General features: G+C 44.4%; 31 protein-coding genes. 22 read left to right on the plus strand and 9 right to left on the minus strand.

All coding sequences use genetic code 11. The features are described from left to right. Window positions 1–256: 256 nt before the first annotated feature. The 8 genes from AM500_RS06605 to AM500_RS06635 all read left to right on the plus strand — a co-directional run bounded on the left by AM500_RS06605 (window position 257) and on the right by AM500_RS06635 (window position 6,584). Complete coding sequence (locus AM500_RS06605; protein WP_053598530.1) at window positions 257–745, plus strand: NUDIX domain-containing protein; 489 nt, start codon at window positions 257–259, stop codon at window positions 743–745. Window positions 746–922: 177 nt separating this feature from the next. Beyond that, complete coding sequence (locus AM500_RS25780) at window positions 923–1,048, plus strand: YuiA family protein (RefSeq protein ID WP_197282671.1); 126 nt, start codon at window positions 923–925, stop codon at window positions 1,046–1,048. 87 nt (window positions 1,049–1,135) lie between these two features. After that, the gene (locus AM500_RS06610) at window positions 1,136–1,453 is read left to right on the plus strand and encodes a YuiB family protein (RefSeq protein WP_156319765.1); all 318 of its coding nucleotides are present in this window, start codon (window positions 1,136–1,138) and stop codon (window positions 1,451–1,453) included. 135 nt (window positions 1,454–1,588) lie between these two features. Next, window positions 1,589–2,308, plus strand: a complete 720-nt coding sequence (locus AM500_RS06615) for a 3D domain-containing protein (protein ID WP_043932286.1) — start codon at window positions 1,589–1,591, stop codon at window positions 2,306–2,308. 202 nt (window positions 2,309–2,510) lie between these two features. Further along, entirely contained in the window at window positions 2,511–2,885 is a 375-nt protein-coding gene (locus AM500_RS06620) for a DUF309 domain-containing protein (RefSeq protein ID WP_053598531.1), read from the plus strand. A 74-nt stretch (window positions 2,886–2,959) separates the two neighbouring features. Then, the gene (locus AM500_RS06625) at window positions 2,960–4,468 is read left to right on the plus strand and encodes a leucyl aminopeptidase (protein ID WP_053598532.1); all 1,509 of its coding nucleotides are present in this window, start codon (window positions 2,960–2,962) and stop codon (window positions 4,466–4,468) included. Between the two features lie 372 nt (window positions 4,469–4,840). Beyond that, entirely contained in the window at window positions 4,841–5,059 is a 219-nt protein-coding gene (locus AM500_RS06630; RefSeq protein WP_053598533.1) for a hypothetical protein, read from the plus strand. Between the two features lie 874 nt (window positions 5,060–5,933). Further along, window positions 5,934–6,584 carry a DedA family protein gene (locus tag AM500_RS06635; protein ID WP_053598534.1) on the plus strand — a complete coding sequence of 217 codons (651 nt, stop codon included), beginning with the start codon at window positions 5,934–5,936 and terminating at the stop codon, window positions 6,582–6,584. Window positions 6,585–6,614: 30 nt separating this feature from the next. On the opposite strand, the gene AM500_RS06640 is transcribed toward AM500_RS06635, so the two are convergent. Further along, window positions 6,615–6,791, minus strand: coding sequence for a hypothetical protein (locus AM500_RS06640; protein ID WP_053601646.1), 177 nt, complete (start codon window positions 6,789–6,791; stop codon window positions 6,615–6,617). A gap of 123 nt (window positions 6,792–6,914) precedes the next feature. On the opposite strand from AM500_RS06640, the gene AM500_RS06645 reads away from it, so the two are divergent. Beyond that, entirely contained in the window at window positions 6,915–7,301 is a 387-nt protein-coding gene (locus AM500_RS06645; RefSeq protein WP_053598535.1) for a hotdog fold thioesterase, read from the plus strand. Window positions 7,302–7,497: 196 nt separating this feature from the next. Next, window positions 7,498–8,118 (plus strand): 3'-5' exonuclease KapD, encoded by a 621-nt coding sequence (gene kapD / locus AM500_RS06650; protein WP_082347155.1) that lies wholly within the window; start codon window positions 7,498–7,500, stop codon window positions 8,116–8,118. 37 nt (window positions 8,119–8,155) lie between these two features. On the opposite strand, the gene AM500_RS06655 is transcribed toward kapD, so the two are convergent. Then, on the minus strand, window positions 8,156–8,536 hold the full coding sequence (locus tag AM500_RS06655) for a kinase-associated lipoprotein KapB (protein WP_053598536.1): 381 nt from the start codon (window positions 8,534–8,536) through the stop codon (window positions 8,156–8,158). A gap of 119 nt (window positions 8,537–8,655) precedes the next feature. Here AM500_RS06655 and AM500_RS06660 point away from each other — a divergent pair, with 119 nt between their 5' ends. Further along, window positions 8,656–9,411 (plus strand): peptidylprolyl isomerase, encoded by a 756-nt coding sequence (locus AM500_RS06660; protein WP_053598537.1) that lies wholly within the window; start codon window positions 8,656–8,658, stop codon window positions 9,409–9,411. A 100-nt stretch (window positions 9,412–9,511) separates the two neighbouring features. Further along, entirely contained in the window at window positions 9,512–9,718 is a 207-nt protein-coding gene (locus AM500_RS06665; RefSeq protein WP_053598538.1) for a hypothetical protein, read from the plus strand. A 362-nt stretch (window positions 9,719–10,080) separates the two neighbouring features. Here AM500_RS06665 and AM500_RS25400 read toward each other — a convergent pair whose 3' ends face one another. Further along, window positions 10,081–10,233, minus strand: coding sequence for a hypothetical protein (locus tag AM500_RS25400; RefSeq protein ID WP_156319766.1), 153 nt, complete (start codon window positions 10,231–10,233; stop codon window positions 10,081–10,083). A gap of 212 nt (window positions 10,234–10,445) precedes the next feature. Between AM500_RS25400 and AM500_RS06670 the strand changes: the two genes are divergently transcribed. Continuing rightward, the gene (locus AM500_RS06670; RefSeq protein WP_053598539.1) at window positions 10,446–11,387 is read left to right on the plus strand and encodes a manganese-dependent inorganic pyrophosphatase; all 942 of its coding nucleotides are present in this window, start codon (window positions 10,446–10,448) and stop codon (window positions 11,385–11,387) included. Window positions 11,388–11,596: 209 nt separating this feature from the next. Here the strand turns inward: AM500_RS06670 and AM500_RS06675 are convergent, their stop codons facing one another. Beyond that, window positions 11,597–12,757: a MalY/PatB family protein gene (locus AM500_RS06675; RefSeq protein WP_053598540.1), complete on the minus strand. Its 1,161-nt coding sequence runs from the start codon at window positions 12,755–12,757 to the stop codon at window positions 11,597–11,599. Window positions 12,758–12,842: 85 nt separating this feature from the next. Between AM500_RS06675 and AM500_RS06680 the strand changes: the two genes are divergently transcribed. Next, window positions 12,843–13,103, plus strand: a complete 261-nt coding sequence (locus AM500_RS06680) for a DUF1871 family protein (RefSeq protein WP_053598541.1) — start codon at window positions 12,843–12,845, stop codon at window positions 13,101–13,103. Window positions 13,104–13,176: 73 nt separating this feature from the next. On the opposite strand, the gene AM500_RS06685 is transcribed toward AM500_RS06680, so the two are convergent. Beyond that, window positions 13,177–14,004, minus strand: coding sequence for an alpha/beta fold hydrolase (locus tag AM500_RS06685; protein ID WP_053598542.1), 828 nt, complete (start codon window positions 14,002–14,004; stop codon window positions 13,177–13,179). A gap of 119 nt (window positions 14,005–14,123) precedes the next feature. On the opposite strand from AM500_RS06685, the gene AM500_RS06690 reads away from it, so the two are divergent. After that, on the plus strand, window positions 14,124–14,567 hold the full coding sequence (locus tag AM500_RS06690) for a hypothetical protein (RefSeq protein ID WP_053598543.1): 444 nt from the start codon (window positions 14,124–14,126) through the stop codon (window positions 14,565–14,567). Between the two features lie 65 nt (window positions 14,568–14,632). Here AM500_RS06690 and AM500_RS24875 read toward each other — a convergent pair whose 3' ends face one another. Continuing rightward, window positions 14,633–14,950 carry a helix-turn-helix domain-containing protein gene (locus tag AM500_RS24875; protein WP_082347156.1) on the minus strand — a complete coding sequence of 106 codons (318 nt, stop codon included), beginning with the start codon at window positions 14,948–14,950 and terminating at the stop codon, window positions 14,633–14,635. A gap of 299 nt (window positions 14,951–15,249) precedes the next feature. Here AM500_RS24875 and yugI point away from each other — a divergent pair, with 299 nt between their 5' ends. From yugI to AM500_RS06710, 3 genes are all read left to right on the plus strand, one after another. Beyond that, on the plus strand, window positions 15,250–15,645 hold the full coding sequence (gene yugI / locus AM500_RS06700) for a S1 domain-containing post-transcriptional regulator GSP13 (RefSeq protein WP_043932271.1): 396 nt from the start codon (window positions 15,250–15,252) through the stop codon (window positions 15,643–15,645). Window positions 15,646–16,029: 384 nt separating this feature from the next. Then, a complete protein-coding gene (locus tag AM500_RS06705; protein ID WP_053598544.1) occupies window positions 16,030–17,229 on the plus strand; it encodes an ornithine--oxo-acid transaminase in 1,200 nt (399 codons plus the stop codon). 97 nt (window positions 17,230–17,326) lie between these two features. Continuing rightward, on the plus strand, window positions 17,327–18,553 hold the full coding sequence (locus AM500_RS06710; RefSeq protein WP_053598545.1) for a Glu/Leu/Phe/Val family dehydrogenase: 1,227 nt from the start codon (window positions 17,327–17,329) through the stop codon (window positions 18,551–18,553). Between the two features lie 46 nt (window positions 18,554–18,599). On the opposite strand, the gene AM500_RS06715 is transcribed toward AM500_RS06710, so the two are convergent. Beyond that, window positions 18,600–18,833 (minus strand): DUF378 domain-containing protein, encoded by a 234-nt coding sequence (locus AM500_RS06715; RefSeq protein WP_053598546.1) that lies wholly within the window; start codon window positions 18,831–18,833, stop codon window positions 18,600–18,602. A 184-nt stretch (window positions 18,834–19,017) separates the two neighbouring features. On the opposite strand from AM500_RS06715, the gene AM500_RS06720 reads away from it, so the two are divergent. The 3 genes from AM500_RS06720 (at window position 19,018) to AM500_RS06730 (ending at window position 22,387) form a co-directional block, all read left to right on the plus strand. After that, the gene (locus tag AM500_RS06720; RefSeq protein ID WP_053598547.1) at window positions 19,018–20,184 is read left to right on the plus strand and encodes an iron-containing alcohol dehydrogenase; all 1,167 of its coding nucleotides are present in this window, start codon (window positions 19,018–19,020) and stop codon (window positions 20,182–20,184) included. A 302-nt stretch (window positions 20,185–20,486) separates the two neighbouring features. Continuing rightward, window positions 20,487–21,836, plus strand: a complete 1,350-nt coding sequence (locus AM500_RS06725; protein WP_053598548.1) for a glucose-6-phosphate isomerase — start codon at window positions 20,487–20,489, stop codon at window positions 21,834–21,836. A gap of 149 nt (window positions 21,837–21,985) precedes the next feature. After that, window positions 21,986–22,387 (plus strand): YugN-like family protein, encoded by a 402-nt coding sequence (locus AM500_RS06730; protein ID WP_043932265.1) that lies wholly within the window; start codon window positions 21,986–21,988, stop codon window positions 22,385–22,387. 301 nt (window positions 22,388–22,688) lie between these two features. On the opposite strand, the gene AM500_RS06735 is transcribed toward AM500_RS06730, so the two are convergent. Both AM500_RS06735 and AM500_RS06740 read right to left on the minus strand, forming a co-directional pair. Then, window positions 22,689–23,675, minus strand: coding sequence for a potassium channel family protein (locus AM500_RS06735; protein WP_053598549.1), 987 nt, complete (start codon window positions 23,673–23,675; stop codon window positions 22,689–22,691). 156 nt (window positions 23,676–23,831) lie between these two features. Beyond that, window positions 23,832–24,473, minus strand: coding sequence for a transglutaminase domain-containing protein (locus AM500_RS06740; protein WP_053598550.1), 642 nt, complete (start codon window positions 24,471–24,473; stop codon window positions 23,832–23,834). 303 nt (window positions 24,474–24,776) lie between these two features. On the opposite strand from AM500_RS06740, the gene AM500_RS06745 reads away from it, so the two are divergent. Continuing rightward, complete coding sequence (locus AM500_RS06745) at window positions 24,777–26,489, plus strand: DUF6044 family protein (protein ID WP_269432572.1); 1,713 nt, start codon at window positions 24,777–24,779, stop codon at window positions 26,487–26,489. Window positions 26,490–26,504: the final 15 nt, after the last annotated feature.

A 26,504-nucleotide genomic window follows, 5' to 3' on the forward strand; every position in this document is an offset into this window, starting at 1 on the left:
TTATTGGTACCATTTAAGGTAAAAAAAGAGATGGAAATGTAACCAATAACAGCTATTAGTGACATTTTAGGGTAAAACAAAGTTTGAAATGTAACCAATAAGGGTTATTGGTATCATTTTAGGTGAAAAAAGAGATTAAAATGTAACCAAGCCGAACCTTTCGATAAAACGGAAGTGAAGACCTGCGGCTTGCTCGCTAATTCGCAGGCTTTCTTGATACTATAGATGTGTACTTCTTACTGGGAGGAATCGGTTTATGGCTTCAAATAAACGGGGGAAAGTCTGGCTGGCTGCTGCTGGCCTAGTAGTTTCCAAGGAAGGCAAGTGGCTTGTTGTTAAAAAGAGTTATGGAGGGTTAAAAGGTAAGTGGTCCATTCCGGCCGGGTTCGTCGATGAAGGTGAAACGGCAGACGAGGCAGCTGTACGTGAGGTTAAGGAAGAGACCGGGCTTGATTGTGAGGTCAAGGGCTTGATTGGGCTCCGGACGGGTGTGATTGAAGAGGTCACCAGTGATAATCTGCTCTTATTTTTACTGGAAGTAAAGGGAGAAGGGCTGATATCAATTCAGGAACGTGAAATTGTGGAGGCTGCCTATCTGTCGCCAGCCGAATTGATGGAAGATGCGGATACCTCTGTGCTTATTCACTATTTGATTGGCCTGGGAAAGCTGCAGAACCTTCCTGGCAAGGAAGGGCTGGATCCCGGAAACCTTTTTGGTTACACAACCTACAAGCTGTTTTTCTAATAAGTAGAGTTATTTTTTAAAAATTCAGTATATTTAAGAAATAGAAAGCATTTAAAAGCTAGACGTGCTTGTATGCGTTTACATAAGCGATTTTGGAGGTATATCCTGCTTTTCCTTTTCATATAATCCTGTTATATTATCAGAAAATTAAGTTATTTGAAAAGGAGCGATTGGATTATGGCGACAGCGAAGGCCGATACGAAGAAATGTGATTATTGCGGAGGGCATGGCTATTTCCAGCTGCTGCTTGGCGGATCTGAAACATGTACCTGCTGCGGCGGATCAGGCAAGAAAAGAAAATAATATAAACGAATAGTAAACGCATCAAACCTGGTTGACTGTTCCCCCTGAGGTTAAGTAAACTAGACTTGAGTGTCTGGGGGGATATACATGGGAATCGTTGAATTAACTATTTCAGTATTATTATTTTTTGTTTTATTTTTCGGCATCGGGTTTATCCTGAACATGCTGTTGCGAATGTCATGGGTCATGGCAGTTATTTATCCAATCGTTGTATTTATGATCGTTGATAAAGTCAGGTTTATCGAATACTTTACAAATTCAAGAGCTGCTTTTACAGATCTGGTGGAAAGGCTAGTCTCACTCGCTTCCGCTGATATTATAATCCTTACGAGCGGTATGGCAGGGGCACTGGCAGCTGGAGCTGCAATCAAGCTTTTGCGTAAAAATGGATATCGGATGTTCTAGCCTTTTTCTTCGTGAAAAAGGTTTTTTTTATGTCCGTCTAGGCAAATTTTCCTGCTTAAAATGACTTTTTTCCTCCTTTTATGATTATTTTCCTGAATCTTGGGAAAGATTGTGTGTGGGAGGAGTGAAAATTTAATGAACCTACTTACAGTATGGGCAAAGCGGTTGACCATGACAATTTTGTTTGTAATGGCGCTAACAACCACGTTTCAGTCCATCTCGGGGGTAGAAGCAAAGATGCTTATTGCCTATTCCGGACCAGGACAAGTTGCCCAGGAAAAAGATTATAGTTTTAAAACTTTATTTGCCCATAAATTTAAAGAAATTGGATTGACATTAAAAAGCCTCGGACATGCAGCCATGCCAGAGCATCTTATCTCATCGAGCACAGCGGTGGCGGGAACGCCTCCAAGCCTGGAGGAAGCAATCGACTGGAGCAAATACAAAAAGAAAAAGGTTATAGCAACAGGTTACACCGCCGGGGTCGAATCAACCGGCAAGGACAAAAGCCACCCAGCCTATGGAATTACATATTCTGGTGTAAAAGTAAAACGGGATTTATTTTCGACGATTGCAGCTGACCCTAAGGTTTTCCCAATTGGGACTGTCTTGTTCATTCCGAATTATGGCTATGGAGTAGTGGCCGATACGGGCAGCGCAATTAAAGGACATAAGTTGGACCTGTATTACGATACAGTTGAGGAAGTGTATGATGATTGGGGCAAGCGAACACTTGAAGTGTATATTGTTAAAATGGGCAAAGGGAAAATAACAGAAAAAGAACTTGCAAAAATGAACGCAACCGAGTCGCTGCAGGTATTCCGGCAGCAATATATTAAATCCGAGAAGAAATAATACTATTTTTTACGGCTGGCAAATTTCATGCCAGCTATTTTTTGTGTTGCAAACCCCCTTTTTGAAGAATGCGGAATAGGAAGGTATGATAAATATGAAGCACAGTAGGGAGAAATAAACGGTGTTTTATATCCCTTCATAAAAATGGCTCAAACTTTTATATTTCATCCTTCAGAACTGCCAGCTGCAAAGGAGGTAGGCAATGATGTATCCGCCAGAGTATTATGAGTTTTTTATAAAATTTAACGAGGGCGATTATTATACATGCCATGACCTTCTTGAGGAGATGTGGATGGAGGAGAAGGGCAATTTGTTCTTCAAGGGATTATTGCAGATGAGCGTGGCGATTTACCATTATGAATATGGGAATGTAAAGGGAGCCCGGCTGATGATGCGGGCTGCTCATGATTATCTTCAGGGGTATCGTCCGCGTTATTGGGGGCTGGATCTGGAAAACGTAATCGCGTTCATTGAAGAGTGCCAGAAGCGAATCCCTGATGGCGTCGACCGGGTTCCTTTTGAAAAAGTCGGTTTGCTGCCAGTCCTGCCGCAACTCTATTTATATTTGGAGGATTAGGCCAGAGCCGCAGCTGTGTGTTTTTTGAAAGATTCGCTATAATTGAAGGATAGGGACTTTAAGGAGGTTAGGATATGTTTACTGTAAAATCGGAAGTGGATTTTCAGGCAAGCCATGAAAATCTGCTGATTGGGCTTTATGATCGTCCGGTGAAATTTGACGGTGTGCTCTCGCCGCTGGATGAATTGTTTGAAGGACAGCTTAATGAGCTTGCTAAAGATGGCGACATTTCGGGAAAGCTTAAGGAAGTTGGGAAAGTACATAGCTTCGGCAAGGCTGGAGCAAAGAAGATTTGGTTTGTTGGGCTTGGGCGTGAAAAGGAAGTTACGTTTGATAAGCTGCGTGAAGCTCTTGGGCGCGCGTTTAAGGCGCTGAACGGTGCGAAGCAGGAGGAAACGGCTGTACTGCTTGATTCCTTTGTCACGAGTGAAATTGAAGCGGATGATGCAGCATACGCGGTGGCTGAAGCGTTAACCCTTTCTACATACAAATTTGACGGCTATAAGCAAAAGCCGAACGAGCGGGAGAAGAAGCTTGAACGCGTAACGGTTTATACAACGAACGCCGACGAAGAGGCGATTAAAGCTTCTTTGGCAGTAGGTCATGCCTATGGCCAGGGAACAAATTCCGCGCGTACCTTGGTGAATTTGCCGGGGAATATGCTAAAAGCTACTGATTTAGCAGAGTATGCCCGGGCTCTTGGTGAAAAGTATGGCTTTGAGACAGAAGTTCTTGGCCTTGAGGAAATCAAGCAGCTCGGTATGGGTGCGTTGCTGGCGGTCAACCAGGGTTCCACTGAGGAGCCACGAATGATTGTACTAAAGTACCAGGGCAAGGAAACATGGGAAGATGCGATTGGTCTGGTCGGGAAAGGGATTACCTTTGACACCGGCGGCTATTCGATTAAAACGAAAGCAGGGATTGTCGGCATGAAAACCGATATGGGCGGTGCAGCGGCAGTCCTTGGTGCGATGGAAATCATCGGTGAGTTGAAGCCTGAACAAAATGTCGTCGCGGTCATCCCTTCAACTGACAACATGATTAACGGAAATGCATTTAAGCCGGATGATGTGATTACGTCTTTAAGTGGGAAAACAATTGAGGTTCTAAACACAGATGCTGAAGGCCGGCTAGTCCTGGCTGATGCGGTCACGTATGCGAAACAGCATGGGGCGGGCTACCTTGTAGACGTTGCGACGTTGACTGGCGGGGTCATCACGGCTCTAGGCCTTCATACGACTGGCGCAATGACAAACAATGAAGCGCTGTATGAGCAGGTGCTGGAAGCTTCATTTGAGGCTGGCGAACAAATGTGGCAGCTGCCGATTTTTGAAAAAGACTTGGAGCGGGTAAGGGGATCGAAAATTGCCGATTTGAACAACTCGCCAGGCTCAGAAGGGCATGCTGTCATGGGCGGCGCGTTTGTCGGTGAGTTTGCTGAAGGCACACCATGGGTTCATCTTGATATTGCTGGAACCGCAACAACGAAGAGCGGGAATGACTTAGGGCCATCTGGCGCGACAGGCGTAATGACCAGGACGCTTGCATTATTCGTTGAGCGGTTTGAGCCTTTGGAAAAATAACAGGTAAGTTGAAAACCCCGGAAAATCCGGGGTTTTTTTGTCGAGGTGAGAAAAATCCTAGTACCGATTTTCTCTCAAGGACATTTCGGGAGTACCGGCGGCTCAAAATGTACTCGAAACCCATTTTCAAGGACATTTCGGCGTTCCGTCGGCCCCAAAATGTCCATGAAACCCATTTTCAAGGACATTTCGGCGTCCAAATACCCACTAAATGTACTCGAAATATGTTTTCGGTACAAGGATTCTCTTCTCGATAGTTCAGTTAATCGACCCTCAAATATTTATTAGCTTCCAAGCCCGCCCACGCCTTCCGCTCCGCTTCCGCATATGTAATAAAGAGAGATAAGAAGTTCAACAGAAGGAGGTTCCCAGATGAATCAACCACTCAATCACTATCATCTTGGAAATGACCAGCGGATATTTGTGGCACCGCTTGTAGGAGGTTTCCTTGGAGGCTTGTTAGGCAGTGCGATAACTCCAAGGCCCTTTGGGTATGGGTATGGGTTCGGAGCTCCAGTATATCCTCCATACGGCTATGGTTCGCCTTACATGTATAGGCCGCCGTTTGGCTACCCTTATTACCCATATTGATCCGAGAGGGCTGCCCCCAAAAGGAGCAGCCTTTTTTATGTTTAAGGAAATTATAATTTTCGCGCTGTGGATAACTTTTTTTACTGAGCGTATCTACGTCTAGCTCCAGCGCCTACGCGTGCGCAAACTTCAGGCCTCCTCCCTACGATAAGTCATCATCGAATCGCTAGCGCTCTTCGTGATTCCTTTATCTCAGTCGAAGTCCCTCCATTTTGTACGGCGATGACCACTAAGGAAAGCTCCTCAGAATAAACATCGCAGGGACAGGCGGCACTTTGCCTGTCACGAAGGCGCTTGCGCTTTTGTTCTTATTTTCAGTTTTCAAATAATAAAATGCAGGGTACAGGATGGTAGTGGGGAGAATTTGGAAGGGTGGTTTGCTTTCTATACATGTTGCTGGTGTGGTAAAATGGAAGGACATAGAAAACGACTAAATTCCAGATTAAGCTTACTACTACGACTTCAGTACTTGCTTACTATTACAATCGCATTAGATTACTAGCCTTCCTCCACTCAATTCCGTTCACCACAAAACTAACTCTTTGCATCTGCATAGTTCAAATATTCAATTTTAATAAAAGATGAAGCTACTTGTGCATGTATTTTATTGCAATTTTCTTCCTTGGGGAAGATGGTGGTTTAAGGTTTTTCCACTAATCGTTAGTTATCAAGTCTTTTCTGTCAAAATCCGCCTATAATGGATATTATGAATGAATTTAAACGGCTATACGGTTGGATGAAAAAAACACATTTATAGTGCTGGCTAAGAAATAGAATTGCGGTCGCAGACGATCTCACAGATATCAGCTTTAAAACAACATGATGCATAAACAGCCATTGTATTAAGTATGTTTAGGCGAGGGAGGGACAAAAGATGGAACTAGAATTCTTAGTTACAATGCTCAAGGAAAGCGGCTATACCGGTCTGTTTTTATGGATACTGCTAGGTGCCTCCACACTGCCTGTTCCTAATGAACTTATTATGATGACAATCGGCCTTGCTGCCTCACAGACTCCATCTCATGCAGGTCCAATATTTCTAACTACCATTGCTGGTGTTCTGTCGGCTGTCAGCGGTAGCTACTTGCTTGGGAGGCTTATTGGCCACCCGCTCCTTCAGTTCTTGCTAAGAAAAGAACGTTTTGCCAAGAAGCTTTCATCCTCACAGCGACTCATGGAAAAATACCATGCATATTCCCTTTCCTTCAGTTACTTCCTGCCTGGAGCACGCAGTATCATCCCGTTCCTATATGGATTCAGTAAGCTTTCTTTTCGGAAATTCGCTTTATATGCATACAGCGGTGCAACGTTGTGGGTATTTATTATGTTCACAGCGGGTTACCTTTTCGGGGATCATATAGACGTGGCAGTAGCATATGCCGGGGAGATAGGACTCGTGATTTTAATCCTTGCAGCTATTATCATTGCCACCGTTAAGCGCCACCGCAAAAGGAAGCCCTCTGGTGATGACTTGGATCAACCAATTGTTCGAGCAACAGTTCCAGCACTTCAAAAACCGGAATAGGAAGCAGAGCATGATCCTGCTTCCTCTGTCCTAGATTTCGTTTCTGTGTTCGAAAAGGTCGATGGCTCCCAATACAACATGGGCAAGGCCGAACCCCATAACCGTGTTGGATAAGGTTTTATTAACCCCATTGTTTCGGGACATCGCGTAGCCGGCCGCAGTAACAGCTGTTCCAAGTAGTGTTGGGACAAGCCCTTCTCTGTTCATCACCATGCGCGCTCACCTCATTCGAATTTTTGTCCGACCACACTTTATGTTTCGGACATACATAGTATTAGCAGTTCGTTTTTTTATAAAATAGAATATTTTATATGGAAAGTAGGGGTTTGGATGGAATTGAAGGATACCATGATTGAAGCGCTTGGCATAGAAATTACCTTGCTTAAAAAAGGCAGGGTTGAAGCAACGATGCCTGTAGATGGAAGGACACGCCAGCCTTTCGGTCTATTGCATGGCGGGGCATCTGTGGCTCTTGCGGAAACGGTGGCCAGTATCGGTGCGTACGAATTGGTCGACAAAGAATCTGAAGGAGTCGCTGGGCTCGAAATAAATGCGAACCATATTCGTGGCAAATCGGAAGGCGTCGTCAAAGCTGTAGCAACGGTCTTGCATCAGGGCAGGACAACGCAGGTGTGGGATATCAAAATAACGGATGAACAGGATAAATTGATTTGTGTTTCCAGATGTACAATGGCGGTTCTCAAGCTTAAAAAATAAGAAACAGGGCAGCCGAGAATGCTGCCCCTTTTTTTGTGCATTTTTGTTCAGGCTTATTGTTAAAAAATTTAAAAATTTCGTCTTCTTCCGTGCTATAATATAATTAATTATTTTTTAATATAGAGCACACGCACAATTATTTGTACAGGTTCCTTTATATAATGTAGTACAAGGCGTGTAGGGAAGGAGGGACGAAGTGACAGCGAAAAAGCAGTATTTGTTTATTGATTTTGAATTTACCATGCCAGAGAGGAATGTAAGGTCCAGGGAGTTTTATCCAGAGATTATTGAAGCAGGCATTGTGGCTGTTGTAGATAACAAAATTCATTCCCAGTTTTCCGCCTATGTTGTGCCAGCGCGGTTCCCAATCCTATCAGAACGTTGCAAATCATTCTTACATATTTCCCAGCAGCAAATTAACTCAGGGATACCATTTTCCGAGTTGGTCAAGCACTTTGAAGAACTGGGCCGGGGATACGACAACACAATCGTTACATGGGGAAACATGGACATGAAGGTGCTTCGGCAAAATTGCACCGCCTCAGGGCTGCCATTCCCGCTGAAGGGACATGAAATTGATCTTTCGATGGAGTACAAACGGTTTTTTGGGGACCAAAACCAGACAGGGCTTTGGAAGGCTGTCCAGGAATATGGAAAGGAAGGGACAGGGAAGCATCACCGCGCCCTAGATGATGCGCTAACCACTTACAATATCTTTAAGCTTGTAGAAAAAGATAAGCGTTATCTTGGAAAGCCTAAGCCGACAACAATTGGCGACAGGGTTGACTTTTCAAAGCTATTGAACGAATTCGCATAAAAGGCCAAATCACTATCATGTGATTTGGCCTTTGTATTTATTTAAAGTAGTCTTGCTCGAGAGCTTCAATATTCCGAAGGCTCATGTCGGCAAATGCGCTATCGTCACTTTCGAGTTCGGCCCTCATTTTCCCAAGTGCTTCTTTTAAGGAGACTTTATATTCCGGAACTTCGCCTTCATATTTCTTAACCATTTGTTTTGGGATGACTGCGCCTTCCCGGTATGAAAGTGCTCGCCTCTCATGGAAAAAGCCAACTTCTGCATCCTTTGGATGATGGAGGTCGCCCTGCAGAGGGTGCTTTAAAACGGCCAATACACGGACCAGCATCCCGGCAGGCCTTTCCTCTACGAATTCCGCTATGTATTTTCCGGTCTTGTATATTCCCGTTACTATTTCTCCTTGATTAAATCCGGACAAGTGGATCAACTCCCATTTCACAAATTTGCATTTGCTATTATTATGAAGGAAGATTATTCAAAAACAAAGTGCAAAACATCAACAAATCAGGTAAATTAGAACAATGGAGGGATGCTAATATGAAAAAGAAATTTCTCACGTCTATATTCGGCGCTATGCTAATTCTATCTGCTTGCGGGACATCCGAGGACAATGCCGATAAGAATAACAACAATGGTAACGGTGGCAATACGAGCGAAGAAGCACCAAAGGAAAACAAGGCCCAGGAACAAGCAAAGGCTCCTGAAGGCGGTTATCCACAGCTATCGACAGAAGTTGCTGAAAATGAGCGGCTTGTCGAGATGGTGACCTCGATGGGAACAATCAAAATCAAACTGTTCCCCGACCTTGCACCAAAAACGGTTGACAACTTCATTAAACTGAGTGAAAAGAATTATTATGATGGCGTTATATTCCACAGGGTCATCAAGGACTTCATGATTCAGGGCGGCGACCCCGACGGAACTGGCATGGGCGGAGAAAGCGCATTTGGAGCTCCATTTGAGGATGAATTTAATCAAAGTCTGATGAATTTCCGCGGCGCACTTTCAATGGCTAACTCTGGACCAAACACAAATGGCAGCCAGTTTTTCATCGTTCAAAAAACCAAGCTTGACGATGGGATGGCGGATCAAATGAAACAGGCGGGTTATCCGGATGAAGCCATTAAAGGGTATGAAAAAGGCGGCACGCCATGGCTTGACTTCAAGCATACTGTGTTTGGGCAGGTTGTTGAAGGAATGGATGTAGTCGACAAGATTGCTAATGTTGAAACAGGTGAAGCGGACAAGCCTGCCAAAGACGTTGTCATCAAAGATATTAAAATCGTAAAATAATCTGCTTTAACAACGGCTCTTTGTGAAGCGTTTTTAAAGACTTATTTCCAAACGGGTATGATATACTACAAATGTATTTTGCCGAGAGGAAGTAATCAAAATGGAATCCTTGGTACTGTCGCTATTTCTCTATTTTCCGGAAGATAAATCCGAATACATTCCAGCAGCCATCTCGTTTTTCTTTTTCTTTCTCGCCTGCGTCGCCACATTCTGGCTGATTCTACGCATTTCGAAAAAGGAAGCTAGCAAGGCGAAAGAGCTTGAGGAAAAGCTGCTTAAACAAGAACAATCGGGAGGAAACAGTTAAAACACTGTTTCCTTTTCATTTTGTAGTAGTCGGTTTGGAGCTTCATTAATTGATTGGCCTTCATAATTACCGTGGAGAAAAAACGAATAATCAATCAGAATATGATACCGAAAAGCTCTGTTAGAGTTGTATCGAGTACAATTTGGGTTTGTCTGCCTGACAAAATGTCCTTGAAAACCTATTTCGAGGACATTTTGAGTTTGTCTGCCTGACGAAATGTCCCTGAAAATTTATTTCGAGTACAATTTGAGCTCGGTTACCTACCAAAATGTCCCTGAAGATTCATTTGGTGGACATTTTGGGTTCAATCACTTACCGATTTGTCCTTGAGAAGTTAGCCAATAAAAGGACTTGTCCTTAAATTAGTGGCTGTCCGGGTTTTGTTCTTTGAGTGTCGATTTTTCCTCTCTGCCTATTTCATTGCCGGTTGTGAATTCGTATGAGGCTTCCACTCCGGAGTTTTTTGCCTTATTTCCTTTACGGACGCGGTATTGAGACAGGTTCCTGTAGACCATTGTAATCAACCTTTCTATTGGTGATATCTTATTTTTCGCAGGAAAAGCTGTTGTAATTCGGTAATTTCCTGTTTTTTAACTGGGAGATTAGAAAATAAGAACAATAACTGATAAAATGAAAAAGTGAATCTTCCATCAGTGGGGACCTTAATGCCCGTTAAGAGTGGGATAAACGCAAACTACACTTTATGTTTCAAGGAGAGAATTGTTGTATGAATAAGATTCTTGTATTCGGCCACAAAAATCCTGATACGGATACGATTTGTTCCGCTATTGCTTATGCGGAGTTAAAACGGAAGCTTGGCGTTAATGCAGAAGCTGTCCGGCTGGGAGATATTAATGGCGAAACTGCACATGCGCTCGCAACTTTTGGCGCAGAGGCACCACGCCTTGTTGAAAAAGTTGCCGGTGAGGCAGCGGGTGTCATTCTTGTTGACCACAATGAAAGGCAGCAGAGTGCGGATGATATAAACGAAGTTAGCATTCTTGAAGTGATCGACCATCACCGGATCGCAAACTTTGAAACAAGTGACCCGCTCTATTATCGCGCAGAGCCTGTAGGCTGCACAGCAACGATCCTGAACAAGATTTATAAGGAAAAAGGAATTGAGATTGAGAAGGCAACTGCCGGACTGATGCTGTCCGCGATCATTTCCGATTCACTTCTTTTTAAATCACCAACCTGTACCCAGGAAGATATTGATGCGGCTGCCGAGCTTGCAGAGATTGCCGGGGTTGACGCTAACGAATACGGGCTTGCCATGCTGAAAGCAGGAGCAGACCTTAGCGACAAAACGATTGCCCAATTGATTTCACTTGATGCGAAAGAATTCCAAATGGGTTCAAGCAAGGTTGAAATTGCACAAGTGAATGCAGTCGATACAAACGATGTGATGAGCAAGAAGGCTGAGCTCGAGGATGCTATCACAGCTGTTGTTAATGAGAAGGGACTTGATTTGTTCCTGTTCGTTGTCACGGATATCCTGACAAATGATTCCGTTGGCCTTGCAATCGGACGTGAAGCTTCCGCGGTCGAGCAGGCTTACAATGTTGCTCTTGTTGATAACACCGCTGTACTGAAAGGCGTTGTTTCACGGAAAAAGCAAATCGTTCCGGTTCTAACAGAAACATTCCAAAAGCGCAATCAAAAATAAAAGAAAAATGCCGTCCCGGGCTTTGGCCAGGGGCGGCATTTTTGTGTGAAATTCCGGTTTGTCCTGAATAAATGAAAAACTGTCCCGATTCGTTTAAAACCTGTCCTTATTCTTTCAGAGAATGTCCTGATTAACGAAAATCTTGTCCTGATTATCAAAAAAACTGTCCGATAAAAAAAGGACGGCAAACGATAACCGCCCCGTCCCCATTAGCCGAGTGCCTTTTTCAGTCTCTGCAGCCCATCTAAAAGAATGTCGCGGGGACAGCCGATATTCATGCGGACAAAGCCTTCGCCACCTGTGCCGTATTTCGGGCCTGGCTCAAGGCCCAGTTTGCCCATTTCAACCAGCCGTCTCTGCAGTTCGTCATCCGTCAATCCTAGGTTCCGGAGATCAAGCCAGATTAAATAAGACGCATCAGGTTCGATCAATTTGACAGCAGGCAGTTCCTTACTAATAAACTCCCTTGCAACCCCTACATTTTCTTCAAGGTAAGCGGTTAATGCCTCAAGCCAGTCCCAGCCATGCAGATAAGCGGCTTCCATCGCTTTAATCCCGATGGCGTTCAAGGTGAAAAAGCCCTGGCGCTTTTGGAATGCCTGGAATTTCTCGCGTAAAACATCGTCGGAGATTATGACACCAGAAGTCTGCAGCCCAGCGAGATTGAAGGTTTTGCTCGGGGCTACACAAGTGATTGTCCGTGCTGCGATTTTGTCTCCCAGGCTAGCAATCGGGATATGCTTGTGGCTGCTAAACACAATATCCGAATGTATTTCGTCAGATAAAATTAGGCAGTCATACTGAATGCAAAGCTCAGCGATCCTCGTAAGTTCTTCTCTCGTCCAAACCCGTCCGCCTGGATTGTGAGGATTGCAGAGCAGAAATAGCTTGCAGCCTTTTTTCAGAGATGCTTCAAAGCTGTCAAAATCAATTTCATACCGGCCATCCTTTAAAACGAGAGGAGATGCCTCAATGACTCGGCCGTTAAGTTCGGTCATATCAAAAAACGGCGTGTAAATTGGCGGCTGAACAAGGATCCTGTCACCCGGATCGGAAAATGATTGAATCGCCATACTGATTGACGGAACAACACCGGGAGAAAATAAAATCCATGAAGGGCTGATCGTCCAGCCGTGCCTCCGTTCAAGCCAGCTGCTAATCGCTTCGTTTACAACCGGAGGCACAAAGCTGTAGCCGAAGACACCGTGATCCACCCTGGTTTTAATTGCATCGAGTACCTGTTGTGGCGGATAGAAATCCATATCGGCGACCCACATCGGCAGGACATCAGAAGTCCCGTAAATCTCCTTCGTCATCTCCCATTTAACAGAACCTGTATTAAATCGATCTATTTTCTTATTAAAGTTCATACTTCATTTCCTCTCTTTATACATTTTAACAACTCCGGAGCTATGGTAAGATAGTCAGGAAAACAATAAGAATGCAGGTGAAAGCATGGAAACAGCAACATTAAACCTTCTGCTTGCAGATGAAGTGAATGATTGGGACCCTTTCCGCCTTGGTGGCGGGTTTTATGATACGGAAATTGCTGATATTGTTGCTGCTATCCACGAGTTGGATAGTGTAGCTGAGCTTGCAAGGCGAATCCAGGATATCTTTGAATTTTCATTCGAGGAAAAACTTCCGCTCGATGAATGCCGTAAAGCTGCCAGCAGGATGCTTGTGCTGAAGACTGATAGCTCCTGTGAGATCTAGACTTCTCGCGGCCGCAATGCATTATGTTTAAAGGGCGTAGGCGCAAAGCATTTTTCAAAAAAACAAAAAGGCCTTAGCCGATAAAATTGTGCATCAGCTGATATACTTTCTCGGGCTCTTCTTCCATGATGAGGTGGCCAGTGTTTTCAAGGACGACCATCTCTGAGTTCTTCAGATCGCGTGTGAGCCGTTTGCCGACTGCGACGGGTGTAACGCGGTCGTGTTCTCCCCAGATGAGCAGGCAAGGGATGTCGAGCTGCTGGAGCGCTTCTGGAGGAAGGTCGCCTTCCCGGTCGTGGATGAACTTCCCTAATCCATGGAACATGTCCTTGTTTAAAAAAGGCAGCATATAGCCTCTGAGCATGTCCTCGTCAATGAGGGATTGGTCATGGACGACGAGTTTGAGATTGTCTTTAACGCCTCCTGAGCGGACGAGCCAGCGCTTGACGGCCAGATGGAATAAGGGCAGTTTACTCCCTATTGATAGAAGGCGGCCCGGCGGCTTTAGGTAGCCCGAACTGCATAGCAGGACAACTTTCTCGGCGATGCCGGGCTCAAGAGCTACCATATTGAGTGAATATTGACCGCCCATTGAATGTCCGGCAAGGATTGGCTTTTTTATATCCAGCTCTTTGAGAAGCGCAATCAGAGTGGCAGCGATGTTTTTGTATGTAAACAGGAAGCTTTTTGCTTTGCCGCTTTTTCCAAAAGGAGGGACGTCGACTGTCAGAATGTTGTAGTCCTTTTTTAAAAGCGGCACGAGCTTTCGAAAGCAGAAAGTCGAGGCCAGAAAGCCATGGATGAGTACAACAGTCTTCGCTTCAGGGCGGCAGGGATGCCATTCGTAATACATATCAATTCCATTTATCTTTTTTATGTTCGCGTCAGCAATTTGAGACATGCCCGGCCTCCTTTTATGGTTTTTAATAAGTATATACCTTCTTAGCATACCCTTAAATCATTTAAGCTTTGCTTGCTTTTTAGGTGTCATGTAAAAAGTGACGGTGAGGAGGAATGATTGTGCAAATTTTATGTCCAGGAGTTACTGGGTTTGAGCCGGCTCCTTCGGTTGACAGCGATGATTTCAAAAAAACTATGATGAGCATATATCGTTCAAGGGTAGTTGATTTTTCCCCATCTACTCCCGGAAGGAATTATCATATGTGCACGTTCATCACCGAAGAGGATAAGATTCGTATTTTGTTAAATGCGCGTTACCCTTTTCTAGCTTTTTCAAAAATAGATTCTCTTGAATTCATTGAGGGATTGGATTTGGCCGGCATGCTTGGGGAGCATTATCGTATACTTGGCCAGGATGAACTATCTGTCCCTTTGCGGTTTAAAAATAAGGGGAAAAATTTCGCCATAACTAATGAAAACACCCTTCATCAATCCGATCTACAACAAATAGCGTATTGGAAGCCAAGCACTGTTGGGGAAGTTGTGTTCAATAATTGGGATTAGTATGATTTTATAAAAAATAAACCGGCATGCCTTAGACGGGCCTGCCGGTTTTTTGTGATTTTGAATTAGGATGAAATGGCTTTTTGATCGATAGCCTTTTGGAGAATCTGTCTGGCGTTTTCTTTGCCGAGTTCATTAATGAGCAGGTCGATTTCCTGGTCTAGAACAGAATGCTTGGCATGGTAGGTTGTTCCCAATAAATCAGAAGGAGCAATATCCAGGACTGTACTGATTTTTAATACGGTTTGGACCTCTGGGATTTTTGCGCCAGCTTCATAGTTCTCGAGTGTCTGTACGCCAATTCGAGCTTTTCTTGCAAGATCCTGTTTAGTCATATTCTGCATTTCACGGGCTTCTTGAATTTTTTTCCCTATCATGCTCATTTCTATTACCTCCCTGGTAAAAGTAAGTAGTATCTTTATGACATTGAAAACTGAAGAAAGTTTAGGATTGGCAACGTAATATTATTGTATCATTTTTTAAGAGATAGTTTTTGTTGAAATCTGAACAAAGTGTTACCATTCAGCAGTTTTTACGTAAAAAGGTGCGTTTATATTGCTCTTCTCAGTGGAATACGGGTAGTGATGGCATTCTATGGGCTTTGATTAAGTAAGCCTGTTGTGATATAATTTTATATTGCGTATAAATGGGATAAAATTAAGTCAAACCTAGGAGTGTTAGTATGTCAGAAAAAATTGAAACAGGCAGTGTCCTAACCGGAAAAGTAACGGGAATTCAGCCTTATGGAGCGTTTGTAGCGCTTGATGGAAATACTCAGGGCCTCGTCCATATTTCAGAAATAACTCACGGATATGTAAAGGATGTCAATGAGTTTTTGAAGGTCGGCGATGAAGTGAAAGTTAAGGTTCTATCCGTAGATGAGTCAGCAGGTAAAGTTAGCCTTTCTATCAGGGCTACAGAAGAAGCTCCTGCCCAGCAGCCTCGCGCGAAAAAGCCGCGTCCAAAGCGCCAGGCAGCAGCAATTATGCCAGAAGCTCAACAGCAGGAAGGCTTCAACACACTGAAGGAAAAGCTGCAGGAATGGATCGACCAGTCCCAGCAAGAAACTAATAAGTAAGAAAAAAGGGTCTGTACCTCTAGGGGTGCGGACCTTTTTCGTTGGGATATATTCGATTCAGATTTGGGTTTGCTGGAAGAATCCGTCCCCATGCCTATGAGATTAATCCACTAAAGTTGGTTTTCAGGAAGCTCCGCCCATGTGGCCATGAGATTAATCCACTAAAGGCGGTTTGTTGGAAGAATCCGCCTCTGCAGCCCTGAGATTAAGGACAAAATGGTTTAAAGCTTTGCTGATTTTTAACAGTTTTACTTTTTCCGGCTTATTATTCACAGAATCTGTTATACAATCACTACAAAATTTCTGTTCTGTTAGGTACAATGATAATAGCAAAGTTTTGTAATAGGACGGACAGTGACTTGTCCGCAAAACGGAGGGATAGGAATGGTACATACTACAAACACCCACGAAATTATTGAACAAACAGAAAAGTTCGGAGCACCCAATTATAATCCGCTGCCGATCGTGATTTCAAAAGCTGAAGGTGTATGGGTAGAAGACCCGGAAGGCACTAAATACATGGACATGCTAAGTGCCTATTCGGCAGTCAACCAAGGCCATCGCCATCCGAAAATCATCCAGGCTTTAAAAGATCAAGCTGACAGAGTTACTCTGACATCAAGGGCATTCCACAATGACCAGCTGGGGCCATGGTACGAAAAGGTTTCAAAATTAGCAAATAAAGAAATGGTATTGCCTATGAACACTGGTGCCGAAGCAGTCGAGACTGCTATCAAGGCAGCGAGGCGATGGGCTTATTTTATAAAAGGGGTAGAGGAAAACAAGGCTGAAATCATCGGCTGCACCGGGAACTTCCACGGACGTACAATGACGGCTGTTTCCCTGTCTTCTGAAGAGGAATACAAAAAAGGCTTTGGACCAATGCTGCCTGGTATTAAACTGATTCCATATGGAAGCCTTGATGCATTGAAGGAAGCGATTACCCCACATACTGCTGCATTTATCATTGAACCGATTCAGGGAGAAGCAGGCATTATCATACCGCCGGAAGGTTTCCTGAAAAAAGCGTACGAGCTATGCAAGGAAAACAATGTCCTTTTTATTGCTGACGAAATCCAAGCTGGCCTTGCCAGGTCTGGTAAAATGTTTGCATGTGAATGGGAAGGGTTCGAGCCTGATATGTATATCCTTGGCAAGGCGCTTGGAGGCGGTGTATTCCCTATTTCCTGTGTTGTAGCGAACAAGGATATACTCGAGGTATTCAATCCTGGCTCTCATGGTTCAACGTTTGGCGGCAACCCAATGGCATGTGCGGTATCAATTGCAGCTCTAGATGTACTAGTGGATGAGAAGCTTGCAGACCGGTCGCTTGAGCTGGGTGAGTATTTCATGAGTAAATTAAAGGAAATTACGAACCCGCGAATCAAGGAAGTACGGGGCCGAGGCCTGTTTATTGGTGTGGAGCTTACCGAGCCTGCACGTAAATACTGCGAGCTGCTGAAAGAAGAAGGGCTGCTTTGCAAAGAAACGCACGATACAGTGATCCGCTTCGCGCCGCCGCTAGTCATTACGAAGGAAGAACTTGATTGGGCGATTGAACGGATTAAAAAAGTATTGGAATAAGTGTCTTGGGGCCGGGAGTCGATTAAACAACCCGGACTGCTAAAATAGAGTACAGGCGCCATTCAGGCGATATGTAAACGCTAAGGGGAGCCCGAACATGCTGGAATCAACACAAGTCATAATCAAAGAGGCTATCATGAAGCTTGGCTATGATGATGGCGTGTACGAGCTATTGAAGGAGCCGGAACGAATGCTCGAAGTACGCTTTCCGGTAAGGATGGATGATGGCTCGGTTAAGGTTTATACCGGATACCGGGCCCACCATTCCGATGCTATCGGCCTCATCAAGGGCGGTGTCCGCTACCATCCTGATCTAACTGTGGATATTGTTAAAGCTCTCTCGGTATGGGCAGGGCTTCAATGTGGAGTTACCGGGCTTCCTTTCGGAGGCGGAAAGGGCGGTGTCGTCTGTGACCCGCGCCGGCTAAGCCTTGGAGAGCTTGAGCGGCTCAGCCGGGGATACGTCCGGGCAATATCCCAAATTGTTGGGCCTGCCAAAGATATACTTGGGCCGGATCTTTTTACGAATTCACAGGTGATGGCATGGATGATGGACGAATATAACAAGCTGAAAAGATATGATTCAGCGAGCTTTATTTCCGGCAAGCCGCTTGTCCTTGGGGGCTCACAAATTCGGGAACAGGCTGGTGCTATTGGGATTGCCATCTGTATCGAGGAGGCCGCGAGAAAAAAAGGTATACGGCTAAAGGGAGCAAGTATCATTATTCAGGGGTTCGGGAATGCGGGGAGCCACCTAGCAAAGCTTATGGTGGATGCTGGTGCGATTGTCACGGGAATTTCCGATGCCTACGGAGCGCTTTACGATCCAGATGGGCTGAATGTTGGCTATTTGCTTGGAAGGCGCGATAGCTTTGGAACGGTTACATCCTTATTTGAGGGTACGATTTCAAATGAAGAGTTACTTGAGCATGATTGCGATATCCTGGTTCCTGCTGCTGTTTCCAGACAAATCACAGTCAATAATGCCCGCAATATAAAAGCATCTATCGTGGTGGAGGCTGCAAATGGACCTACTACAATAGAAGCCTCGCGCATACTCAATAACCGTGAAATTTTGCTTGTCCCGGATGTGCTGGCAGGTTCCGGAGCGATTACAGCCTCCTATTTTGAATGGGTGCAAAACAAACAGGGATTATATTGGACTGAAGAGGAAGCAGAAGAACGGCTCCGGGAAAAAATAACTGCTGCTTTTAACAAAATTTATGATTTGGCTAGTGAATGGAAAGTTGATATGAGGCTGGCGGCTTATATGGTAGGGGTCCGAAGAATGGCAGAGGCTGCCCACTATCGAGGCCTCTTATAAATAACGAAAAAATCCCCGGCTGCGGGGATTTTTTCGATTCTGATTTCTATCTGGTTGGGTTTGTTTGTGACGCTTCTTCACGTTCTTGGCTAGGAGCAAACAGTAAGCCAAGATTGATTAATCCAGCAAGACCTACCAGTCCATAGACAATCCGTGAAATAGCAGAATCCTGGCCGCCGAAGATAGAGGCAACTAAATCAAATTGGAAGAAGCCGACAAGGCCCCAGTTAATTGCGCCGATGATAGTAAGGATCAGTGCCAGCCTTTGAATTGTGCTCATCTTTATCCTCCTTAAAATGGAATGTAAACGTTAGTAATATTCCCATATTAAGGTGTACTATACATTTAGATATTTTTTTCCCATAGCTGCCTCTCAAGGTTAGACAGCTAAAAGGAAGCGGCGTCCTTTTTGCAATTATTTTTGGAATACTAAATAATAGTGTATGTAAGAAGGAGGAGATTACATGGAGAACTTTACATTTTACAACCCTGTTAAATTAATCTTCGGAAAAGGCCAGCTCGACCAGCTGAAAAATGAAGTTCCTCGTTATGGCAAGAAAGTTTTGCTTGTATATGGAGGAGGCAGCATTAAACGCAGCGGTCTTTATGACCAAGTAATATCCCTGCTTAATGAAATCGGCGCAGAAGTTTTCGAACTTGCTGGCGTTGAGCCGAACCCGCGTGTTTCAACTGCCCGGAAAGGGATCGATATTTGCAAGACAGAAGGAATCGACCTGTTGCTTGCTGTTGGTGGCGGCAGTGTTATTGATTGTACAAAACTGATAGCGGCTGGTGCTAAATATGATGGAGATGCCTGGGATCTGGTTATTAAAAAAGCTCAGGTCCAGGATGCACTTCCATTCGGAACTGTATTGACACTTGCGGCTACTGGCTCAGAAATGAATGCAGGATCGGTTATTACCAATTGGGAAACGAAAGAAAAGTATGGCTGGGGTGCCGGCGCTTTAACAATGCCGAAGTTCTCCATCCTTGACCCAGTCAATACGTTCACAGTACCGCGCGACCAGACGATCTACGGGATTGTTGACATGATGTCACATACATTTGAGCACTATTTCCATACTGCAGTAAACACTGAGTTCCAGGACCGGATGTGTGAAGGCCTTCTTAAAACAGTTATTGAAACTGCCCCTAAGGCCTTGGAAGACCTTGAAAACTATGACCACCGTGCAACCTTGCTATATTGTGGAACAATGGGGCTGAACGGAATGATCAATATGGGCTTCCGCGGTGACTGGGCAACACATAACATCGAGCATGCGGTATCGGCTGTTTACGATATCCCTCATGGTGGCGGACTCGCTATCCTATTCCCGAACTGGATGAAGCATAACTTGAAGTATGACCCGGCCCGTTTTGCAAAAATGGCTGTCCGTGTTTTCGATGTTGATCCAACTGGAAAGACAGACGAAGAAACAGCGCTGGAAGGCATCGAAAAGCTTCGTGAATTCTGGACAGGCATTGGTGCGCCTTCACGCCTCGCCGATTATAACATCGACGATAGCAATGTGGAACTTATGGCAGACAAAGCTATGGTCAATGGCGAATTTGGCGGCTATGTTAAACTGAATCGCGAAGATGTACTCGCAATCCTGAAAGCATCACTCTAATAGTATGAAGGCTGTCCTATGCAGGGCAGTCTTTTTTAAAAAAGAAATCATACTAGCTACTATGTAGCCATTTAAAATCCCTCTTGTGATCTTATCTTAAAATGAACCCGCTTTCAAAAATGGCTGTTCCTTGATTATCCGAAAAGCATTGGGTAAAGTGGGTAATGATAAGGTTAGGCATCATCCAGTAACTCTGGATTATGCCTGGCTAAACCAATCGGCACGGCCAACAAGCTGCATACATATTTTGAAAAAAGCAGCTTGCGGTTCTCCGAGAAACCATAAAACACGGAGGTTCCAAAATGACACATATCCGTTTTGATTACACGAAGGCACTTAGTTTCTTCGGCGAGCACGAACTTACGTATTTGCGTGACGCAGTAAAAGTTGCCCATCATTCCCTTCATGAAAAAACCGGCGCGGGAAGCGACTACTTAGGCTGGATTGACCTGCCGGAGAACTATGACAAAGAAGAATTCTCCCGTATCCAAAAAGCTGCAGAGAAAATCAAATCCGATTCCGACGTCCTCATCGTCATCGGTATTGGCGGTTCTTACCTTGGCGCGCGCGCAGCCCTTGAAATGCTCGGCAACAGCTTCTACAATGCAATGCCTGCTGAAAAGCGAGGCACACCGCAAATTCTGTTTGTCGGAAACAACATTTCTTCAACTTACATGCACGATGTTGCCCAGCTTCTTGAAGGCAAGGATTTTTCAATTAACGTAATCTCCAAGTCGGGTACTACAACTGAACCGGCGTTGGCTTTCAGGCTGTTCCGGAAGCTTCTTATTGAAAAATACGGGGAAGAGGAAGCGAAGAAGCGGATCTACGCGACCACGGACAAGGAACGCGGCGCATTAAAAACACTCTCCGATGAAGTAGGCTATGAAACCTTCGTGATTCCCGATGACGTTGGCGGCCGCTACTCGGTACTTACTGCGGTAGGCCTACTGCCAATTGCAGTAAGCGGAGCGGATATCGAGAAAATGATGAAGGGCGCAGCCCAGGCGATGAATGATTACAGCGGTTCTGAACTGGAAGAGAATCCTGCTTATCAATATGCGGCAGTAAGGAATGTTCTCTACAACAAAGGGAAGACAATTGAATTGCTCGTCAACTATGAGCCGGGACTCCAATATTTTTCTGAATGGTGGAAGCAGCTGTTTGGCGAAAGTGAAGGAAAAGACCAAAAAGGGATTTACCCATCATCCGCAAACTTCTCGACTGATTTGCATTCCCTTGGCCAATATATCCAGGAAGGCCGCCGTGATATGTTTGAAACAATTATTAAAGTGGAAAAACCACGGTATGAGTTAACGATTGAGGAAGAGGCTAATGATCTAGATGGTCTGAATTACTTGGCAGGTAAGACAGTTGATTTTGTTAATAACAAGGCATTTGAAGGAACGATGCTTGCGCACACTGACGGAGGCGTCCCGAACTTGATCGTTTCAATTCCAGAAATGGACGAGTACACATTTGGTTATATGGTTTATTTCTTTGAAAAGGCCTGTGCAATGAGCGGTTATCTGCTCGGGGTCAATCCGTTTGACCAGCCGGGTGTTGAGGCGTATAAAGTTAATATGTTCGCGTTGCTTGGCAAACCAGGCTTCGAAGAGAAAAAAGCGGAGTTGGAAAAACGCTTGAAATAAGCCGGAACCAACAAGTACAGAGACGCAGGGCTGGGATTGGGAAATCGGCAGGAATCCGGATGTGTGGCAGAGGAGTTCATGAAAGAAAAACGCGGTGCTAGATTAAGCAGCGCTTTTCCACCCTAACATGCTAAGGAAGAGGTGCGGCAATGATACCGATTAAAAGCAGTGTTGAAGGAAAGGATTTTTCACTCAGGGAACTTGAAGATGCATTAAGACCACTTGGCTATAGCATCGGCGGCAATTGGGATTATGATCATGGCTATTTTGATTATAAAATCGATGATGAAGGAACCTATCATTTTTTCAGGGTGCCATTCCAAGCTGTCGATGGCCAGATTGACGGCGGCAACCCGCGAGTAAGAATTGGGACTCCGTTTTTGCTGGCGCACCAGTACGAAGACGGTGTCGATGATGAGGGGAATATTGGGACTTTCTCAGGATCGGTCAACCAGTTCCAGTCACCGGAGGAAAAAGATGCTCCAATTGATTCGGAGTATGTTAATCTTGCGTCGAATCTCGTTTCCAAGCTGGAAAGCGTGCTTCTGTAATTATTATACTACCCGGGCGGTAAAACCCGCCTCTGGATCGTTTAAGGTTCAAGGTAGAATAAAAGATGGGAACCAATCAGCCGCGAAGATCGCTGATTGGCCCATCTAAGCATCAGTGTAAAAGCCCACTGATGGAAGATTCACCTTATCCCACCTTAATGGTCAGTAAGCCTCTTTGGAGGCAACTGACCATTAAGGTCCGATTGGTGAATTAAGATTTTTCTTGGGGCTTCAGCCCTTAGAAAAATCAATCGGGCTCTGCGCGACTAACCATCAGTGTAAAAACCCACTGATGGAAGATTCACCTTATCGCAATAAATTGATCGGTGGATTCAATTGTATATGAGAGGGGCGGATTGATATACAAATCCTCCCCTTTTTTTATTCCCAGCAAAAGCATTTCTTTCTTTGCCCAAGCCTCTTTTGCTTCTGCAAAGCTCTTTCCAACCAATTTTTCCTCAGCTGCACAGGAAGCTAGACGGCTTTCCTGCAACTCTCCCATCATTTTTAACAGCAGGCCTGCCCCCCGTGAATGAAGGCTGCTTAACATGAAAATGCTCGCTAGCTTATTTGATTGCAGAATCTGATCAGCGCCTGCACGCTTTGCGTTGATCACCTGCTCAGGTGTCAGGATTTCCACAATGCAGGGCACCTCGGGGCAGAGCCCTTTAATCGTCAACAGTGTCAATATCGAATTCATATCTGCCTGAGGCTCCTCAGGGCTATGGTCTGCAGTTATCAGCACCATTTCCGCTTTGAGGATATTTCCTTTTAGTATCGTACTATCTACATGGGGTTTGCCTTGAATGAAGTGGACAGGTTTTCCTGGAAGCGGGTTTTCCGTTAGGGTTTCGTCTATCAAGACAATCTCAAGTCCGCTTCCTGATCCGGATAGCTTGGTGATGACCTCACGAGACCGCTCATTCCAGCCGATAATTGCCACATGACTTGTACCCTTATATGGAAGCTTCCCTTCAGAATAAGCATTTTGCCGCGTAACGGCAGCAGTGGCAAGCGAAACCAAATAGAAGGAGACAAGTCCAGCCCCGAATAAAATCAGGATGGTCGCAGCTATTCTACCGGCAAGGGAATGTGGAACATAATCTCCATAGCCGACAGTTGTGGCGGTAATGATAGCCCACCAGATGCCATCATAGATGGTTGGAAATGTATCCGGTTCAAGGACAGTAATTGCAATTCCGAAAGACATGAAAACTAATAGTGTCAGCAAAGTTATCCTAACGAGAACAGGTAACCGCAAAAATTGAATATACCACCGATTGGGCATAGAGTCTTCCCCCATATTAACAATTTACTCTAATCACTTTTTAGACTATCAGTATGGTCAAGGTAAGAAAATCCCATAAGTGCCTGGTTTGAATTTAACAATATTCCGTCCACAAAAAACACCTCCAAAAAGGGAGGTGTGTTAACACTTTAATTTCTACCAAAGATAATCTCCTTCTTTTTTAATGTCGGACTTTGTTACATATTCCATGTTCGGAATATGGACAAAGGTTTCCGACTGTAAATCAATATAACCGGCACCGCGTGTTGTATCCTGAGGCACCCACCTGCCTTCGAGCTTAATTTCATTCCAGGCGTGGTCTTTACCGTAAACCACTCTGGCTTCAATACCCGCTGCCCGGTGCAATGCAGCTGTCAGGTGTGAAAATCCCATGCACATTGCCTTCCTCGATTCCAGGGCTTCCATTGCAGACTTAAATGTGAAGCTTTGTCCCCTTAAGGTTGCGAAATATGTTTCAGCGTCGTATTCAAGATTTTCGGTTACCCAAACGTATATTGCTGCCGACTTCTCATGATCTGTGTTCTTATCCTTAATAATCTCCTTAGCAAGCTGGATAACTTCCGAATTATCACTTTGAACAACTGAACTCGGTAAAAGAAATGGGTTTCCGGCAATCGTTTTTGTAACATGATAGGATAGCACGGTGGCTAGTCCATGATCTTTATTTCTTAGTGTGCCAGCCTCGTTCAAAATGCCTTTCGCCACCGCGAAAGGCAGATTTGGCTGGGAGGCGACAATTGCACCAAAAAAGAAAACAATAAGAAAGAATTTCTTCATTCTAATTCCCCTATCCTCATGTTGGAAATGATGTCGCTATAACATTGTTCTTTAAAGGTAAAGGGAAAAATTAGAATTATCAACGAAATTGTCACAAAAAGTTCAAAAAATAAATAGGATAAAGATTGATTTAGGAGACTTTTTCCATTGACTTTATTGGGGTATCCTCATTTGTTGGATTTTTACTATAACAATCTTTCTTTCTATAAAACAATAACCTTGCAGTTAATCAAAAAAGGAATAAAATCCTTAATTTAGGCGAATACTATAACCGGTCGAATGCAAATTGGAGGTGGCCGGCTTATGGATACACAAACTGAGCGAAAACAAACCGGGTTAACAACCCTGCTGCAGTCGTCCGAGCGAAAACAAATCGCAGCAGCCATGGCCGTTCTTGCAGCTTATTTATTACCGCTTTTCGTCCTTGGGGAAGGGGCTCATATTCGGGTTCATGACAATCTCGATTCCAATTTGGCCTGGTACAAGGTTCTGGCGGAAAGTGGACAGACCTTTGGTTCGGTTGAAGCAATTATTCCGCAAATAATCAATGGCAATCTATCAAGAAATGCATTTGGCCCCGAGCTTAGCGGAATTGTCTGGTTGCATGCAATCTTGCCTACAATGGCTGCTTATTCAATTAGCCAGGCGTTAACAAGAATTCTTGCTTTTATAGGGATGTACCTCCTTTTGAAAGGCCACTTTATTACAGAATCCCGACGCCACTGGATTGTCGTTATTACTGCTCTAGCATTCGCTTTGACTCCATTTTGGCCTTCGGGAATGTTAAGCACTCTGGGAATGCCACTTGCGCTTTGGGCCTTCCTAAACATCCGGTCAGGTGATAGGAGAATAAGCAGCTGGATTGTGCTGTTGTTATTGCCGCTTTATTCAAGTTTTGTACTTGGTTTCTTTTTCTTTCTTGCATCCATAGGGGTATTCTGGTTGATTGATTCACTGAAACAACGAAAGTTGAATTTGAGATATTTGATGGCAATTGCCACGATGACAGCTGCATTCCTTTTAGTCGAATACCGGTTGGTCTATTCCTTTTTGTTCGATGATGAGCCAAACAGCCGTGATGAATACTTTCATGCGAGGCTCTCCTTTTGGCATGCAATCAGGCTATCGGTTAAAAACTTTTTCCTTGGACACACGCACGTTATGACGGTACATGGACTGTTTATTATGGCTGCGACCTTTATCGCTCTATGGTTTGTTTTTTCAAAAAAGGTCTGGAACGCGGAATGGAAGTTCCTCTTGCTGCTTGGGATGAACGCGCTGTTATCAGTTTGGTATGCATTCTGGTTTTACAGGGGCTGGCTGCCTCTTACAGAGCGTTTTCACTTCCTGGACACGTTTAACTTTGCGCGTTTTCATTTTATAAGACCAATGATTATTTATATCGGCTTCGCGCTTGCTCTTAGGATTCTTGCTGATACTGGGATTGCATGGAAAAGGGCAGGTATCGTCCTTGCAGCTGGCCAACTCGTACTCTTGCTAGGTTTTAATGACGAATTTATTTACCGAAATAAACCAACAGTTGGTGAGTTTTACGCAAAAGAGCAATTTACTGACATTGCTGAGTATATCGGAGAGCCGAAGGAGACTTACCGAGTGGCGAGTATTGGCCTTCATCCGGCAATCGCCCAATACAACGGTTTTTACACCCTTGATACATACAACAATTTTTACCCGCTTTCTTATAAATACGAATTTCGCAAAATCATTGAAAAGGAACTGGCCAAGAATAAAACAGTTCGTACTTATTTCGATGAATGGGGCGGCCGCTGTTATCTGTTCACAGCCGAGCTCGGGAAAAGGTATATGTTCAAAAAAGACTCAAACGCATTCCTGAAAAACCTGGAGCTTAATATTGGCCAATTTAAGCAAATGGGTGGGAGCTACATTTTTTCTAGCGTGCCCATATTGAATGCGGATGAAAACGGCCTTTTGCTTGAAAAAGTATTCGATTCAGATGAATCGGCTTGGCGGATCTATTTATACAAGGCTGTCTAATTGTGCTTTGTCATG

This window comes from Bacillus sp. FJAT-18017 (genome assembly GCF_001278805.1).
Taxonomy (GTDB): Bacteria; Bacillota; Bacilli; order Bacillales; family Cytobacillaceae; genus Bacillus_D.